At 68.1% G+C, this 16,447-nt stretch carries 11 protein-coding genes and 2 pseudogenes; 9 read left to right on the top strand and 4 right to left on the bottom strand.

Annotated elements, in window-relative coordinates; genetic code table 11:
• The first annotated feature begins 43 nt into the window (after nucleotides 1-43).
• Nucleotides 44-1,135, top strand: a complete 1,092-nt coding sequence (locus PZE19_RS19065; protein WP_277862213.1) for an IS701 family transposase — start codon at nucleotides 44-46, stop codon at nucleotides 1,133-1,135.
• Between the two features lie 515 nt (nucleotides 1,136-1,650).
• On the opposite strand, the pseudogene PZE19_RS33070 reads toward PZE19_RS19065, so the two are convergent.
• Together PZE19_RS33070 and PZE19_RS19060 are read right to left on the bottom strand one after the other, a co-directional pair.
• Nucleotides 1,651-2,001: pseudogene (locus PZE19_RS33070) on the bottom strand (toll/interleukin-1 receptor domain-containing protein); the annotation flags it as partial.
• 129 nt (nucleotides 2,002-2,130) lie between these two features.
• Nucleotides 2,131-3,648, bottom strand: coding sequence for a hypothetical protein (locus PZE19_RS19060; RefSeq protein WP_277862212.1), 1,518 nt, complete (start codon nucleotides 3,646-3,648; stop codon nucleotides 2,131-2,133).
• A gap of 560 nt (nucleotides 3,649-4,208) precedes the next feature.
• Between PZE19_RS19060 and PZE19_RS19055 the strand changes: the two genes are divergently transcribed.
• Nucleotides 4,209-4,664, top strand: coding sequence for a hypothetical protein (locus PZE19_RS19055; protein ID WP_277862211.1), 456 nt, complete (start codon nucleotides 4,209-4,211; stop codon nucleotides 4,662-4,664).
• Between the two features lie 138 nt (nucleotides 4,665-4,802).
• Here the strand turns inward: PZE19_RS19055 and PZE19_RS19050 are convergent.
• Nucleotides 4,803-5,926, bottom strand: a protein-coding gene (locus PZE19_RS19050) for an IS3 family transposase (protein WP_438269977.1) whose coding sequence is annotated in 2 segments (ribosomal slippage) — nucleotides 4,803-5,665 and nucleotides 5,665-5,926 — 1,125 coding nt in all. Because the reading frame shifts where the segments join, the coding sequence is not laid out codon by codon here.
• 121 nt (nucleotides 5,927-6,047) lie between these two features.
• On the opposite strand from PZE19_RS19050, the pseudogene PZE19_RS19045 reads away from it, so the two are divergent.
• The 7 genes and pseudogenes from PZE19_RS19045 to PZE19_RS19015 all read left to right on the top strand — a co-directional run.
• Nucleotides 6,048-6,248 (top strand): annotated as a pseudogene (locus PZE19_RS19045) (transposase); the annotation flags it as partial.
• A gap of 575 nt (nucleotides 6,249-6,823) precedes the next feature.
• The gene (locus PZE19_RS19040) at nucleotides 6,824-7,135 is read left to right on the top strand and encodes an ECF-type sigma factor (RefSeq protein WP_277862209.1); all 312 of its coding nucleotides are present in this window, start codon (nucleotides 6,824-6,826) and stop codon (nucleotides 7,133-7,135) included.
• A gap of 14 nt (nucleotides 7,136-7,149) precedes the next feature.
• Nucleotides 7,150-7,419: an ECF-type sigma factor gene (locus PZE19_RS19035; RefSeq protein ID WP_277862208.1), complete on the top strand. Its 270-nt coding sequence runs from the start codon at nucleotides 7,150-7,152 to the stop codon at nucleotides 7,417-7,419.
• The gene (locus PZE19_RS19030) at nucleotides 7,409-7,693 is read left to right on the top strand and encodes a hypothetical protein (protein ID WP_277862207.1); all 285 of its coding nucleotides are present in this window, start codon (nucleotides 7,409-7,411) and stop codon (nucleotides 7,691-7,693) included. The genes PZE19_RS19035 and PZE19_RS19030 overlap by 11 nt, the downstream gene beginning before the upstream one ends.
• Before the next feature lie 129 nt (nucleotides 7,694-7,822).
• Nucleotides 7,823-8,149 carry a protein kinase domain-containing protein gene (locus tag PZE19_RS19025; protein ID WP_277864369.1) on the top strand — a complete coding sequence of 109 codons (327 nt, stop codon included), beginning with the start codon at nucleotides 7,823-7,825 and terminating at the stop codon, nucleotides 8,147-8,149.
• A 430-nt stretch (nucleotides 8,150-8,579) separates the two neighbouring features.
• The gene (locus tag PZE19_RS19020; RefSeq protein ID WP_277862206.1) at nucleotides 8,580-11,747 is read left to right on the top strand and encodes a PAS domain-containing hybrid sensor histidine kinase/response regulator; all 3,168 of its coding nucleotides are present in this window, start codon (nucleotides 8,580-8,582) and stop codon (nucleotides 11,745-11,747) included.
• Between the two features lie 97 nt (nucleotides 11,748-11,844).
• A complete protein-coding gene (locus tag PZE19_RS19015; RefSeq protein WP_277862205.1) occupies nucleotides 11,845-15,759 on the top strand; it encodes a response regulator in 3,915 nt (1,304 codons plus the stop codon).
• A gap of 289 nt (nucleotides 15,760-16,048) precedes the next feature.
• Here the strand turns inward: PZE19_RS19015 and PZE19_RS19010 are convergent, their stop codons facing one another.
• On the bottom strand, nucleotides 16,049-16,426 hold the full coding sequence (locus PZE19_RS19010) for a response regulator (protein WP_277862204.1): 378 nt from the start codon (nucleotides 16,424-16,426) through the stop codon (nucleotides 16,049-16,051).
• Nucleotides 16,427-16,447 lie beyond the last annotated feature (21 nt).

The following is a 16,447-nucleotide window of genomic DNA, read 5'->3' as shown; positions in this document are numbered from 1 at the left end:
GACGGTCGAGGAGGTACGCGATTGGGCCGGGGTACTCGACGTCGTGGGCGAGCGCCTGGCCCGCCGCTTCACCCGCTCCGAGCCGCGGAGCCGGGCCGTCGAATACCTCCGCGGCCTGCTCTCGGGCGTGGAGCGAAAGAATGGCTGGCAGCTCGCCGAGCACGCCGGCGTTCCGTCGCCGTACGGCGTCCAGTACCTCACCTCCTGGGCCGGGCCGTGGGAGGCCGATCGGATCCGCGACGACCTGGTCGCCTACGTCCGCGAGTGCCTGGCCGATCCGAAGGGCGTCCTGATCGTTGACGAGACGGGGACCCTCAACAAGGGGACGAAGTCCGCCGGCATGCAGCGGCAGCACTCCGGGACGGCCGGCCGGATCGAGAACTGTCAGGTCGGCGTCTTCCTCACCTTCGCCGGCCGCGGGGGTCACGCCCTCCTGAACCGCGAGCTGTACCTGCCCAAGGATTGGGCCGCCGACGCCGAACGGCGGAAGGAGGCCCGCATCCCGGAGGAGGTCGAGGTCGCCACCAAGCCCCGGCTGGCCGAGCGGATGCTCGAGAGGGCGTGGAAGGCCGGCGTCGCGGCGGCCTGGGTGACCGGGGATGCGGTCTACGGCGACGACGTGCACTTCCGCCGGGCCCTGGAGTCGAAGGGCCAGCCGTACGTCCTGGCGGTCAAGAGCGACCAGATGCTCTTCGACGGCCGGTGGCGGGACCGGGTCGACTCGATCGCCGACCGCCTGCCGGCCCGCTCCTGGCGCAAGCTCGGCGCCGGGGCGGGCTCGGAGGGGCCGCGCTGGTACGACTGGGCGGCCGAGTCGTTCGTGCAATCAATGAGATACGTTTGGCCCCTCCGTCAGGGCCGGTCCGTCTTGAACGGGAAGGTCGCGACGGCCAGAACGAGGCTCGCGCAGACTGCGAGCCAGAAGGTCAGCACTAGCCATTGCGCCAGACGGACTGTCCACGGCTCCCAGACCAGGAACGGGTCCCAGCCGGCCTCGCTGAGGGCGGCCTCCTCGTTGAATCCGACGTTCTCGGCCATCAAGGTGTGGACGTCGGCCTTCAGGATAAAGCCACCGACCAGCTTCGGTGCTGGTCGATACCAGGTGAACCGAGATGGATCTGGGTTCGCCTCGTAGACAAAGGCGCTCCAGCAGGCTGCATAGCCGAGCAGCATCCCGACGGCAAAGATCACAGCGGCGACGAACAGCCGCCGCGACCCTGTCGGACCTACCGCACCTCGGGCCAGGAAAGCCGGGGCTGCACCCACGAGCGATAAGACCCAGATGATTCCGCCATCGGGCCAAGGTGGTGAGGCCCGCAACGCCGATGCCAATGCGAGTAGTCCGACCAGGACCGCCACGGAAGCCGAGACCTCGACCCACCGACTGCGAGAGGCCGCCACCCCGTCCGCAGGCCCTCGGAGCCGCGGGCCGTCGCCGTCGGGGGGCTGCCGGATCGCATCAGGCCGTTCCGAGAAACCTTCGTTCCTGCCCGGTGGCGCGGGGTCCCCGATACCTTGCCCGGCTCTGGGGTTTCGGAGATCCTCCACGGCCCTTCGGATGTGGCGCGAAACATCGGCGAACGCCTCGTCGCGATCGGGCCAGTTGGTCACCGGTCGACCATCGGTCGGAGCCGCCCTGAGCTTCCCGAAGGGAGTGGCCTGCCAGTTGTCGACGGACCTCAGGATCACCGGGATGACGCGGGCCTCCCCCCGGTCGTGCCGCTTTAGGGCCCGCGCCATCTCGATGTCCCAGCAATAATCGGAGGCGACGAAGTCGGAACTGACCAGCAGGAGGACCACCTCGGCGGTCTCGAGGTGACGATCGATCTGCCCTTTCCACTCCGTCCCGGAGGTGATTTCGCGGTCGTGCCAGGCGCGGACGACCCCACGCCGCTTGAGGATCCCTAGGTGCTTCACCAACTCCTTCAGGAGAAGCTCGTCCTCGTGGGCGTAGGAGAAGAAGACTCCGATGGGACCGGGTCTGGGTAGTGGAGGGGTCATGTCCGGATACCTGGAACGAGGGCTCAAGCAGCGGAAGGCGAGCCGGGAGGTTGACACCCGCCGATGTATCCGCCGAGGCCTAGGCACGAGAGAGGTTGCGCATCATCCTCCGACACGCCCCCTCTGCGCTCAATCCACAGTCACGGCTCCATCTCGCCGAATGTGAAGGTCCCGCCGGATCGCCGACTTCTTCCCCTCGGGATACTCGACGAAGTAGGCGTACCAACCGGCCAGAGAGACTCCGTCACCCGCTCGACACGTCATCCACTCGCCGGGCTTGGGCTCCCGCTTCTGGCTTTCGGTGATTATTCGCCAGTGGAGCCGGTTCATGTAGTGGATGGTCCCCGTCCCGGTCCGCGTGGTCAAGTTCACCCGCAAAAGCCCGGTCCCTCCCCCCCCGCCCGACGGCGGGACATGATACGGCGGGAACCGCGTGCCCTGGGTCCTCATCGAAGCGCCCAAGCCGTCTAGCAAGACATATAACATCGCACGCCGGAAATCCCTGTCCACTGTGGATGGGAGGGGCCCTGCCCGATTTCGACGTTCCATCTCCCGGCCGAGCACGCCCTCCGCCCGCCCCAGGATGGGCTCCCATTCGGAACGCATCGGTTCTGCCGTCCCCTGGCGAAAACCCTCGATCCACACCTGCCACTTGGTCGTCTCGTCGAGTGGTTCCGCGGTGTAACACGGCCCGAAATCCCAGAGGAGATACGGGCCATCGCTCGAGAAGCTTGGGGCTCTCACGCGGATGCCGCCCGTCCGGACCTCCTCGGCGACAATCGCGCGGAGCTCCGGCTGGCTCCGGGCCAACGCGGCCGGGGCTTCCCCCGGGTCTTTGGCTTCACCATCCCCGGCACCTGGCCTCTCCCGGGCCGGCACCTTGGCGTCGAGCCGGACCGACCCTCGGACGAGCTGGCCCGTCTCAACATCCAGAAGGGAGAGGGGCGCGTCGCCTTCGGGGATCATGGCCAAGTTCTCGATGGTCGGATTGGCCCGTTCGTTCATCGAGAGGATGAGATCGCCAGGCTTGAGCGCGACGATCTTCCCGTCCTCGAGCCGGACTCGGCGAGCTGGGGACCTCCCCTCCGGCGACCGCAGCACAACCATTCCCTCGAATGAGTAATCATCATGCCTAAAGGGCCAGGGGTACCAGGTGTCGCTCAGCTCGACCCCCAGTCGGGGCTCCTTCTCGGGGGGCCATTTTGATGAGCCTTCGGGGAAGAGGCGGGGCGGGGGCTCCGGAGGCCACACCACTCGGGGAAGGTCCACTGTGCCGACGAGGGCCTCGCCAGTGCGGCCGTCGATGAACCGGATCTTCGCCGCACCGACGCCGCTGCGCACGTCGGCCTCGGAGCGAATAGGCCGGTTGTCCAGGGCCAGGATCCGGTCGCCGGGCTCGAGGCTTGCGATCTGGTCGGCCGCGGGGAGCCGGATCCGGTGCGCCGGAGATCTGGGCTCGGGGTACCGCGTGAGCTCCGCCGCCAGAGCGTCGCCGTGGGGCACTAGGCGGTAGGTGACCTTGAGGTTCGGCGCGAACAGATCCTCGCCACGTGACGATCCGGCCAGTCCGATCGACGTCAGGATGACCGCGAGTAACGCGGGGCCGGGCGCTGCCGCGTCAAGGCACTTCGTTCTCAAGATGGACATCTCGGAGCCCCCCTCAATTTGCCCAGTCCCGAGTCCCCCAGGCCCTTGAGTCGGTCGACCAAGCGGATGAAACCACGCCTACAGACTCTTTCAGGATTACTCGGATGAGCGTTGACCCCGCCGTTTGCGACCTCGCCCGAGTCTCCCAAACATGATTAGACTCGGGCCGAATACCCATGTCTAGGATCGGGGAGACCGGGGTGCCTCTCTTGTTGGCGTTCCGACTGACCGTCCTGAAAGCGGCCGTTTGGTAAGTCAACCGGAACGTAGATAAGTGCCCGATGTAAGCAGTGCGGAGGGCCGTCGGTGCGTCCGGTCGGGAATCCGGCTTGCCAACCGCTCCGGATCTCGCCGTTTTTCCGTTGACGCGGGGAGGCGGCACATGTCGAATGCGTGTTCATGAGAGCCGGGCGAGATCTCGGACAACAAAGTAATCACTAAACTGGGCAACCCCGGATTAAACGATGAAACTGTCGCAACTTTCAACGACATTTCGCTCGTCTAGTTAAGGTTGGGCGGGCGACCCCCGTGACAGGCTTGCAACACAACAGGGTGAGAATATGAGCGACAAACTGAATAATGGATTTCGACATGTAGTTCAGCAAGGGACGCAGCGGCTCGTTGTTGAAGGGATCGACTACGGACGCCACAAGGCTGTCGCCTCGGTGCAGCTGGATGAACTCAGGTTCTCGTACACGAGCCACAGTGCCACCGCCACGCTGGAGTTCGTCCTGACTCAGGTACCCGACCAGTCGACCGCGGATGCATGGAATCGCCTGTTCGCAGGGTTCGTCGCGGGGATGGATCCGAAGTTTCGTGAAGTCGTGGCGGGTGCCATCAGCAAGTCTCATCTCCTCGTCGGTCCAAAGCGAAGCAATGCCGCCTCCCAGCTCGCCACGCTCTTCGGACCGGAAGCCGAGCTGAGAGTTTCTTCCACAGCCGCGTGTGCTTTCTTCTGGGCCTTGTCTCTTGGTACCGCCGATCCTGACGGCTGGGTTGGATCGCTCTGTCGGTAGTCGGTAGTGGTTCGCGTCGGAGCACGTGTGATGGCCGGTGAGAAAACGGTTCTCCCGGAATTGACGTGCCCCCAGGAAAGTGGACCATCGCATTCGAGAACTCGGATACGATTGAGGCGCCCCGGGAAGCTGGACCGGCTAAACGAGAGTTTTTCGGCCCGATGAGGCCTTGTTCATGCCGGCCTGCGTTGCTGCGAATTCCCCGGGGGCCAGGTAACCCAGGGCGCTGTGGGGGCGGCGTTCATTGTACTCGACCCGCCAGGATTCCACCCTCTCGCGGGCGTCTTCCAGGCTGGTGAAGGAGCCCTGATTCAGGCACTCCTCACGGACCCGCCCGTTGAACGACTCGATGAACCCGTTGTCCGTCGGCTTGCCGGGGCGGCTGAAATCCAGCGTCACTCCGTTGAGGTGCGCCCACAGGTCCAGCATCCGCCCCGTGAACTCCGGGCCGTTGTCGACCCGGAGTTCGCGGGGCGTCCCCCGACCGGCCGCGACCTCCGCCAGGACCTCGGCGACCTGCCCCGAGGTGAACCGCACGCCCACGCGGACGGCCAGGCTCTCGCGGGTGAACACGTCGATCACGGTGAGCACGCGGAGCTTGCGCCCGTCTGCGAGTGCGTCGCTCATGAAGTCCATCGCCCAGGCCTGGTCCGCCCCGTCGACGACCGGTCGGTCGTCGCGATGGCGAGAGCTCACCCGACGCCTCGGATTCTTCCGCCGCAACGTCAATCGCTCCAGGCCGTAGAGGCGATAGACCCGCTTGACGTTGACGGACCAGCCCTCGCGCAGGAGCAGGACGTGCAGGCGGCGATATCCATAGCGGACCCGATCCGTCGCCAACTCGCGGAGGCGCATCCTCAAGGGCTCCTGCGACGCGCGACGGGCCTTGTAGTTGTGGGTCGCGCGAGGGAAGCCGGTCGCCTCGCAAGCCCGCCGCACGCTCACGCCGTAGCGGACCGTCAGGTCCGCCACGGCCTTCCTCCGCTGCGGCGGGCTCAGGATTTTTTTGCCAGGACGTCCTGCAGCATCCGCTTGTCGAGGCTCAGGTCGGCCACCAGCTGCTTGAGCTTCTGGTTCTCCTCCTCCAGGAGGCGCAGCCGCCGCAACTCGGGCGTCCCGAGCTCGCCGTACTTCGCCTTCCATCGGAAGAACGTGGCCTGACTGACTCCGAGCTTACGACACGTCTCCTCGACGCCCAGGCCGGCCTCGGCCTGCCTCAAGGCGAAGACGATCTGCTCCTCGGTGAACTTCGACTTCCTCATGGTTCAAGGCTCCTTATCGAGGGAGCCTCATCGTATCCGAACTCGCGAATGCGATGGTCCACTTTCCCGGGGGCACGTCAAAATCGCGATGATCACATCGAGGCCGGACTCGTTTGAAGGGGGCAGGTCATCCCAGGGAGTGCGATCCTTCGGCCTGCGTCGGTCGCGGTATATCGGTGAAACGAAAACGCACTTGCAGCACGTCGCCACGGCGGCGGCGATCAACGTGGCGCGGATCAGCGATTGGTTGGAGGAAAGGCCACGGGAGGGCACCCGGAGGTCGGCCTTCGCGACGTTGATGGCCCCCGCAAACGCGGCGTGAGGAATTCGCCAGCAGTATCAGGAGTGCGGGAGAGCCACTTTCCCGCCGCCGTTCACCGGCGATACGAAGCCGTAGGTCCACTCCCTCTGGGCATGTGGGCCTTTTGCGACGGTCGCCACGCGAAAGCTCCGTTGCGACCGTGATCATCGGATCATTTGACGCCCGCATACATTATCGCCATTATCGAACCTACGGCCGGGGCGAAATTCCGATTGCGATCCCGCATCGTCAGAGCGCCTGAAAAGTCCGGATGCATCGCACGATGGCGGACCCGGGCTCCTGTTTCCGTCCGTCGGAACGCCCCACGCGTTGAAATGGGCCTCGCAGCTCGTGGAGGCCTTCGTAAGGTCCGTCTGCCTGAAACGGGCCGTTGCGACCAGAAAATCTGGGAGCGTGTTGCGGGGACCAAGGTCCGATCTTGATCTCCCCATCGGGAAGCGTCGATCCGCCGGCCGCATTGGGCCGGACGGATCATTCGCGTCCGCTCGGCGAACGGTCCTGGAGCGACGCATCCGGCACGGCTATCCTCGGGGCTCGTCCGGAGCCCCGGCCCGGTCCCCGACTCCTGGAGGCCCATGTCGAACGACGGCGGCTCGATCACCGGAGCCCTCCGGGCCTGGAAGGGCGGCGACCGCAACTCGATCAGGCGGCTGTGGGAGGCGTACTTCCACCGACTGGTGGGCCTGGCGAGGGGCCGGCTCGATCGGGCCGCGCGATCCGTCGCCGACGAGGAGGACGTCGCCCTGAGCGCCTTCGCAAGCTTCTGCCGACGCGCCGAGCGGGGCGAGTTCCCCCGCCTCGACGACCGGGAAGATCTCTGGCGGCTCCTCTTCGTCATCACGACCCGCAAGGCCGTCAATCGGGCCCGGCACGACCTTCGCGCCTGACGCGGGGGGGGCGAGTGGCCTCGGCGACCGCCGTCGACGGCCTCGACATGCGGGACGTACTCCAGCGAGAGCCGACCCTCGAGGACGCGGCCCGGATGGATGAAGACGCCCGCCGGCTCCTCGACGGTCTGGGAGACGAGACGCTCCGCTCGGTCGCCGTCTGGAAGCTACAAGGATACACGAACGCCGAGATCGCCGGGCGACTCGGCTGCGTCGAGACCACCATCGAGCGCAAGCTCAAGGCCATACGCGCACTCTGGCAGGACCAGGATCATGACGGATGAGCTCGATCCCAGCGCGCCGGCCCCCGGGCATGTGGCCGAGGTCGAGCGGATCTGCGACCGTTTCGAGGCCGCCCTGCGGGACGGCGGGCGTCCGCAGATCGAGGACGAGCTCCTCGCCCTGGTCGCGTCCGGCCGCGACCTGCTCCTGAAAGAACTGATCGCCCTGGACCTGGCCTACCGACGCCGGGTCGGCGAGACGCCCGGACCGGCCGAGTACCTCGGCCGGTTCCCCGACGACGAATTGGCGGTCCGCGCGGCCTTCGGAGTCCTGTAATCGGAGACCCGGCCGGGCGAGTCCGCCACGCGTCAAGCGGGCGAGGCTCGGCCGGCGAGCGCCCGGGGCGACCGCGAGTACGACGACCCGGCGGACGGCGAGCACGTTCGCTACTTCGGTGACTACGAGCTGCGGGGCCTGCTCGGGCGCGGCGGGATGGGCGTCGTCTATCGGGCGATGCAGACGAGCCTCCACCGCCCGGTCACCCTGACGATTCGCGGGGACGCGACGGACTCGGACGAGCAGCGGCGGCGATTCCGCAAGGAGGCGGAGATCGCCGCGGGGTTTGACCACCCGAACATCGTCACCGTCTACGAGGTCGGCGAGCACGACGGCCAGCCGTATTTGGCGATGCGCCTGATCGAGGGGGAGGGGCTCGATCGCCGGCTCCCGGCCTACGCGGAGGACCAGCCCGCCGCCGTCCGCCTCGTGAAGTGTGAACGGCGGCGGCCTTGAGCATGGCACCCGCGTCCTCCCCGAGCACTACGAGGTGGCCCGAGACCAGGCGGACCGGATGCCCCGACCTGCCCCGATCCCCGCCGTGGTATGCGGGCCGGGTCGGGCGATCGCGAAGGGTCCCGATCGTCACGGCCTCGCCGGCATCCCGGCCGGGCGGAGGCTTTAAATCGCGTCAACTCGTTCTCATTCATAAAATTTAAAAGTTTCCTTGATCGTGATCGCGTACGCTCATCGATAGGGGCAGGGATCTCGCAGCCTTCGGCGTTGCCGGTTGCGGCCCGCGATCGGCCGTAATTCGCGGCGGGAACCGCCCGCCTTCGAGTCAGCCCGGCGGCAGGGTGAACTACGCCGGCACCGTTCTCGGCCCTGGCGCCGGTCGTCGCCCCGCACCCATCATTGGGACTCATCGAGATTGGAGTCGCGCCCCATGAACTCGCCCCTGGAGACCCTTGGTCGCCTGTTCAGCGCCGACGGGTTCGTCCCGCGTCGGGTCTGCGGACTGTGGCCCGACTGGCTGGTCTGGGAGCACCTCGCCGGCAACGCGCTGGTCTGGATCGCCTACGTGGCCATGCCGATGATGATCTGGCGGCTCAGGGTCCGACGGCCGGATTGGAAACCATTCCGTGGCGTCGTCCTCTCCTTCGCGTTGTTCATCGGCCTGTGCGGGCTGGGCCACTTCCTCGACATGCTGGCCTTCTTCCACCCGATGTACCGACTCTCGGGGCTGGTCCTGGTCTTCACTGGTCTGATCTCATGCTGGACCGCATGGTCGCTCCGCAGGGCTTGGCCGGCGCTGATGGCGATGAGGAGCCCCGCCGAGTTGGAGCGCGTGATCGCCGAGCGGACCGATGAGTGGACGCGGGCGCTCGATGAACTGAGCCTGGAGCAGGCGTCGTTGGCGTCGATCGTCGAGTCCTCGGACGACGCGATCGTGTCCAAGGACCTCGACGGCATCGTCACCTCCTGGAACAGCGGAGCCCGGCGGATCTTCGGCTACGCTGTCGACGAGGCCGTCGATCGGCCGATGACCTTTCTGTACCCGCCCGACCGCCTGGTCGAGGAGTCGATCATCCTGGAGCGGCTCCGCCGCGGCGAGCGGGTGGACCATTTCGAGTCGGTGCGGCTGGCCAAGGACGGGCGGTCGATCGACGTCTCGCTGACCATCTCCCCGATCAAGGACCGTGCCGGTCGGATCGTCGGGAGCTCCATGATCGCCCGCGACGTGACCGAGCAGAAGCGGGCCGAGGAGGCGCTCCGGGAGAGCGAGGCCCGCACGCGGGCCATCCTCGACGCCGCCGCCGACGCGATCCTCACGATCGACGAGCGAGGCCTGGTCGAGTCGCTCAACCCGGCCGCCGAACGCCTCTTCGGCTATCCGGCTTCGGAGCTGCTCGGGCGGAACCTCAAGATGCTCATGCCCGAGCCCTATTACGGCGAGCACGACGGCTACCTGGCCAACTACCGGGCCACGGGCGAGAAGAAGGTCATCGGCATCGGCCGCGAGGTCACGGGCCGGAGGAAGGACGGGACGACGTTCCCGATGCACCTGGCGGTGAGCGAGCTGTCCCTCGGCGACCGGCGGATGTACACCGGGATCGCCCGCGACCTCTCCGAGCGCGAGAAGGCCGAGGTGGCGCTGCGCGAGGCCCGCGACGAGGCGATGGCGGCGTCGCGGGCCAAGAGCGAGTTCCTTGCCAACATGAGCCACGAGATCCGCACGCCGATGAACGGCGTGCTGGGGATGACCGACCTCCTGCTGGACACCCCACTGAACGACCTCCAGCGGAGCTACGCCCGGACGGTCCACGGCAGCGGCGAGGCGCTGCTGACGGTGATCAACGAAATCCTGGATTTCTCGAAGATCGAGGCCGGCAAGCTCACCCTGGAGCTGGTCGAATTCGACCTCCGCGCGCTCATGGACGAGCTGACCGACCTGCTCGCCCCCGGTGCCGTCCGGAAGGGCCTGAAGCTCGATTGCCGGGTCGATCGGGAGGTCCCCCGGCGGCTGGTGGGCGACGCGGTCCGGATCCGCCAGATCCTCACCAACTTGGCCGGCAACGCGGTCAAGTTCACCGAGAGCGGCGAAGTGGTCCTGGAGGCGTTCCTCGCGATCGATGACGGTGCCGGGGCGATGGTCCGGATCATGGTCCGCGATACCGGCATCGGGATCCCGCCGGATCGCCAGAGGGACATCTTCGAGTGCTTCACGCAGATCGAGGGAGGGCCCAGCCGACTCCACGGTGGGACGGGGCTGGGGCTAACGATCTGCCGGAGCCTGGTGGGCCTGATGGGCGGGCGGATCGGCGTGGAGAGCCGCCCCGGCGAGGGGAGCACGTTCTGGTTCGAGGTCACGCTGGGCAAGGAGGCCGGCGAGGCGGACCTGCCGGCCGCCCCGCTCGAGGGGCTGCGTGTGCTGGTAGTCGACGACCAGAAGTCGGACCGCGAGCACCTCCGGGGACTGCTGCTCTCGTGGGAGTGCCGGCCCGAGGTGGTGGGTTCGGGCGCCGAGGCGCTGACCCGACTGCTGGTGGACCTGGACGAGGATCCGTTCGTGCTGATCGTCCTCGACCAGGAGATGCCGGGGATGGACGTCGAGCAGACCGCCCGGGTGATCAGGGCGATCCCACGCTACGCCCGGGTGCCGATTATCTTGCTCGGCGCCTCCGGCGCGGCCGGGCCGGAGGCGGTCGAGGTCGGGCCGTGGGCGGCGCGGATGGCGAAGCCGGTCCGCCGCTCGCTGCTGTACAACACCCTCTGCCGGGCCGTCGAGGTCCCCGGCCCGCTCGACGCCCGGCGTCCGGCCACCGAGTCGGGGGCGATGAAGCTGGCCTCATCCCTGTGCATCCTCCTGGCGGAGGACAACGAGGTCAATCGCGAGGTGGCCATCGGCATGGTGGAGCGGCTGGGGTGCCGGGTGGAGGCGGCCCGGGACGGCCGGGAGGCGGTCGAATTGCTCGACTACGACCGGCACGACCTGATCCTGATGGACGTGCAGATGCCGGTGATGGACGGGTTCGCGGCCACCGCGGCGATCCGCGAGGGCGAGCGGGGCGCGGGCCGGCACATGCCGATCATAGCGCTGACGGCGCACGCGATGGAGGGGGACCGGGCCCGGTGCATCGCGGCGGGGATGGACGACTACCTGTCGAAGCCGATCCGCCCCGGCCCGCTGGCGGAGGCCCTCCGCGCCTGGGGCGGCCAGGTCGAGCGATTGCCGATCGAGGCAGGGCCACGCCCGGGGGACGAGGCCCCTACGCCTTTCTACGAGGGCCTCCAGGTCTCCTGCGGGGGCGATCCGAAGCTGATCCGCAAGGTCGTGGAATTGATGCTGAATGGGGTGCCGGTGCGGCTGGGCCGTCTGGGTGCGGCGATCCTCGCGGGTGACGGGGCCCAGGTTTCGGGCGAGGCGCACAGCCTGAAGGGGGCGTTCGCCACCGTCGGGGCCGGGGACCTGGCCGTGGCCTGCCAGGAGCTGATGGCGCTCGGCGAGGGGAAGGACCCTGCCGCGATCGAGAGGGTCCATCGACTGGTCCGGGATCGCTGGGAGAGCCTTGAACAAGAGGCGAATCGCTACCTCGATACGCTCCACACCTGACGGCGGGACGATCGGAATCGGCAGGTCTCTCGCCCCTGAACCGATGACTGTATCGCTGCCCTGCTTGAACTCTCCGGTGAGATCGGATCCGCATCGAATGAACACAGATCGAGAGACTTTGGGATACGAGAGGGTCCTCGACGAGGCCCTGCGGCACTGCGAATCCGAGCCGATCCACATCCCGGGCAGCATCCAGCCCCACGGGGTCCTCCTGGGCATCGACCCAATCGACTTCAAGGTTTTGCTCGCCACCGAGAACGTGGCAGAGTACCTGGGACTCGCCCCGGAAGAGGCCCTCGGTTCGAACCTGGCCCGGCTCGCGGGCCGATCGATGATGGATCGGATCGAGCGGCTGATGGTCTCCAGCGACCTGTCGGATCCCCATCGGTTCCTCGCCCCGATCGACCGCGACGGCGCCGAGTGGCTGGCGGAGGCGAGCGTCCACCGGCAGGGATCGATCCTCGTCCTGGAGCTGGAGCGGGCCGACCTCGCCGGAGTCGAGGTGAAGGTCGAGCTGTCGAGATGGATCCGCCTGTTTTCGCCCACGCCCGGCGGAGCCAGTTCGCTCGTCCAGTCCCTCCAGTCGGTCGCCGCGGAGGCCAGGGTCCTTGGCGGCTACGACCGGACGATGGTCTATCGGTTCCATCCCGACGACCACGGCGAGGTGATCGCCGAGTCGGCCCGGCCCGATCTCGACCCCTTCCTCGGCATGCATTACCCGGCCTCGGACATCCCCAGGCAGGCGAGAGAGCTGTATCTCAGGAGCCGGGTCCGGGTCCTCGTCGACGTCCACGCGAGGGCGGTCCCGCTGTCCACGAGGGCGGGGCTCTCGCCGGCCGGCCCGCTCGACATGACGTCCTGCCAGCTCCGCAGCGTCTCGCCGGTGCACCTGGAATATCTCGACAACATGGGCGTGCAGGCCACGCTGGTGACCTCGATCCTCCAGGGGGATCGGCTCTGGGGCCTGCTAGTCTGCCACCACTACCAGGGGCCCCGGAAGCCCTCCCAATCCTTGCGAGCGGCCTGCAACTTCCTCTCCGAGGTGATCTCAGTGGAGGTCGCCGCCCACGAGGGCCGCGATCATCTCCGGGCCCAGAGCGCCGCCTCCGACCTCCAGAGGCGGATCCTGGCGACGGTCAGGGACCACTCCAACTGGATGGACAGGATCCTGGACCGCCCCGAATCTTGCCGATCACCGATCCCGTCGAGCGGGCTGGCGATCGTCGAGGGCTCGTCGGTGAGGGGCGTGGGGACGGTGCCGGACGAGGCGACGATCCGCCAGATCTGCGCCTGGATCGATCGGAATCACCCCGGCCCGATCTTCTCGACCGAGGCCCTGGGAGGATGCGAGCCGGCCTTCGCCGGGATCGAGGCGGCCTGTGGGGTGCTCGCGGTCGAGATCAGCCCGGTGTACCGGACGCACCTGATCTGGTTCCGCCAGGAGTTCATCCGGGAGGTCACCTGGGGCGGTGACCCGAGCAAGGGGCTGGTCATCGGGGAAGAGGGAGCCCGCCTCTCACCCCGCAAGTCGTTCGACGCCTGGAGTTCCACGGTCCGCGGCCGGTCGTCCCCCTGGGGAGATGGGGACCTGATCGCCGCCCGGGAGATCCGGGCCTCGGTGATCGAGGTCGTGATGATCGCCAGCCTGCTCCAGAAGGCCGACTCCGAGATCGAGCTGATGCGGACCCGCTGGGCGGTCGAGGCGACGAGCGAGGCGATCCTGATCGCGGACGCGAAGGGTCGGCCGGTGTTCGTGAATCACGCCTTCACCGAGCTTTTCCGGACCAGGCTGGATGAACTGCCCGAGTATTCCGTCTGCGCGCCGATCGGGGACCTCGTGCGGGGCGAGGAGATCCTCGCCGCCACGCTGCTCGGCGGCACCTGGCGTGGCGAGGTCGAGATGCCCGGCCCGGAGGGCGAGCCGATCCCGGTCGCCCTCGGCGTCGACTCGGTCGTCAACGAGACGGGCGTGGTCCTGGGCTCCATCGCCATCCACTTCGACCTGACGGAACGCCACCGCGCCCGACGCGAGCTGGAAGAACACGCGCGACGGCTGGAGGAGGCGAAGGCCAGGGCCGTGGGTGCCGACCGCGCCAAGGGCGAGTTCCTGGCCAACATGAGCCACGAGATCCGCACCCCCATGAACGGGGTCATCGGCCTGACCGACCTGGTACTCCAGACCGACCTCACGCCAGTGCAGCGCGAGCATCTCGACCTGATCAAGTCGTCGGCCGATTCCCTGATGACATTGATCGACGACATCCTGGACTTCTCCAAGATCGAGGCCGGCAAGCTGGCGCTCGACCCGGTGCCCTTCGACCTCCGCGACGCGATCACGGACACCCTGCGGGGCCTGGCGATCCGGGCCCACGCGAAGGGGCTGGAGCTGACCGGCCGGGTCGCCCCGGACTTGCCCGGGTCGGTCATCGGCGACGCGGGCCGGCTCCGCCAGGTCCTGGTCAACCTAGTGGGCAACGCGATCAAGTTCACCGAGGCCGGCGAGGTCTCCGTCTCGGTCGAGGGCGTCGAGGAGGGCCGGGCCCTGGGCTTCGTGGTGGCCGACACCGGGATCGGCATCCCCGCGGCCAAGCGGGCGGCGATCTTCGCCCCGTTCGAGCAGGCCGACGGGTCGACGACGCGAAAGTACGGCGGAACCGGGCTGGGCCTGACGATCTCCCGGCGGCTGGTCGAGCTGATGGGCGGGCGGATCTGGGTCGAGGAGAACCCCGGCGGCGGCAGCGTCTTCCTGTTCACCGCCCGCCTGGACCCCGGCCCCGTATCCCCTCCGCTACCCCACCCGGGCCGGCTGGCCGGGCTGGCGGTCCTGATCGTCGACGACAACCGGACCAGCCGCCTGATCCTGGAGGAGGAGCTGTCCCGGTGGGGATTCCGGGTCGCCGTGGCCCCCGGGGGCACGGAAGCCCTGACGGCGCTGGCCGGGGCCGTCCGCGCCGGCGAACCGTTCGAGCTGGTCTTGCTGGACCGGATGATGCCCGACATGGACGGCCTGGAGCTGGCCGGGCATGTCCGCCGCGATCCCGCGCTGGCGGGGGTGAAGATCCTGATGCTAACCTCCGGCGGCTCGGACGAGTCGGGGCGATACAGCGAGCTGGGCATCGGCGGCTGGCTGAGCAAGCCGATCTGCCACTCGGAGCTCTTCAAGGCCGTGCTCGGCTTGGTCGGGCCGACCGGCCAGTCGCCGGCCGTTGCCGTCTCCGCGAGGGTCGAGGCCGGCCCGAGCCCGGCCGGGCGGCGGCTGCGGATCCTCCTGGCCGAGGACCATCCGATCAACCAGAAGGTCGCGGCGCGGATGCTGGAGGGCCTGGGGCACGAGGTGACCCTCGTAGGCGACGGCCGGGCGGCGGTCGAGGCGTCGGGGGTGGGGGCCTACGACGTTATCCTGATGGACGTGCAGATGCCCGTGATGGACGGCTTCGAAGCGACCGCCGCCATTCGCCGTCGAGAGGAGGGGTCCGATCAGCATGTGCCGATCGTGGCCCTGACGGCGCACGCGATGGCCGGCGACCGCGAGCGGTGCCTGGGTTCGGGCTTCGACGACTACCTGTCCAAGCCGCTCCGGGCCGCGACCCTGCGGGAGTCGCTGAACCGGCTCGACGGGCCCGGGGTGGCCCTCCTGGAGGCCAAGCCCGGCGAGGTTGCCGATGACCGCCGCGCTTTCGACCGCCGGGCGGCGCTGGAGAACCTGGGCGGCGACGAGGGGCTGCTCGACGAAATTGTGGGCCTGTTCCTCGACGACTGCCCGCGTCAACTTGAGTCGATCCGCATCGCCGTCGTGGCCCGCGACCTGGCCGCGCTGGGCCGCCTGGCCCACACGGTCTCCGGGGTGGCCAGCAACTTCGCCGCCGAGGAGGTTGTTGCCTCGGCCCGGCGGATCGAGGTGATGGCCGGGTCGGGCGACCTGGCCGGCGCCGGGGCGGCCGGAGACGAGCTGGGCCGGGCGGTCGATCGGTTCCGGATTGCCGCCCTGGCGACTGGTGTCGGTGGGGCATGAGGGCAGCCAGCCCGGTCGATCATGTGGCGTTCGGAAGACGATCCAGGCGGCACGATCGCTACGAATTAACACAATTCGACATAAAAACCATATCGGGACGCCGCCGTCCGCGAGCCGTCCCAGGCCGCGCAATCACTACATTTGATCATGAAATCACATAACGCCCATGATCGGACTCGGCTGCCAGGCCCTGGCAGGGCGCCAATGAACCGCCGACATGGGATCCGCCGCCATTCGGGTCCCGAGGATTCCGTCGCGTCCCGGGTCGATGCAGCTCTTCGGATCGAGCTCACGACCCCGGCCGCGCGTCGAGGCCGGACTCGATCTTGGCGAGCAGCCGGGCGAAGTCGACCGGCTTGCTGTCGTAGTCGTCGCACCCGGCGTCGATCGCGCGCTCGCGATCGCCGGGCATGGCGTGCGCCGTCAAGGCGATGATCGGCGTCGATGAGGTCCGCGGGTCGGCTCTGAGAAGTCGCGTCGCCTCCCAACCGTCCAGCTCGGGAAGGCTCATGTCCATCAGCATCAGGTCGAACTCGCCCGCCAGGGCCGCGTCGACCCCTTCCCGCCCGTCGGCGGCGATCGAAACGTCGTAGCCCTTGCGCTCCAGGCGCCGGGAGAGCATGTCGCGGTTGAGCTCGTTGTCCTCGACCAGGAGGATCTTCGGCATCGATCCGCATCTCTCCCGCCG

The organism is Paludisphaera mucosa (assembly GCF_029589435.1).
In the GTDB taxonomy this organism is placed as follows: Bacteria; Planctomycetota; Planctomycetia; order Isosphaerales; family Isosphaeraceae; genus Paludisphaera; species Paludisphaera mucosa.
The sequence above is the reverse complement of the archived record's forward strand: the minus strand, read 5'-3'. Positions and strand labels throughout refer to the sequence as shown.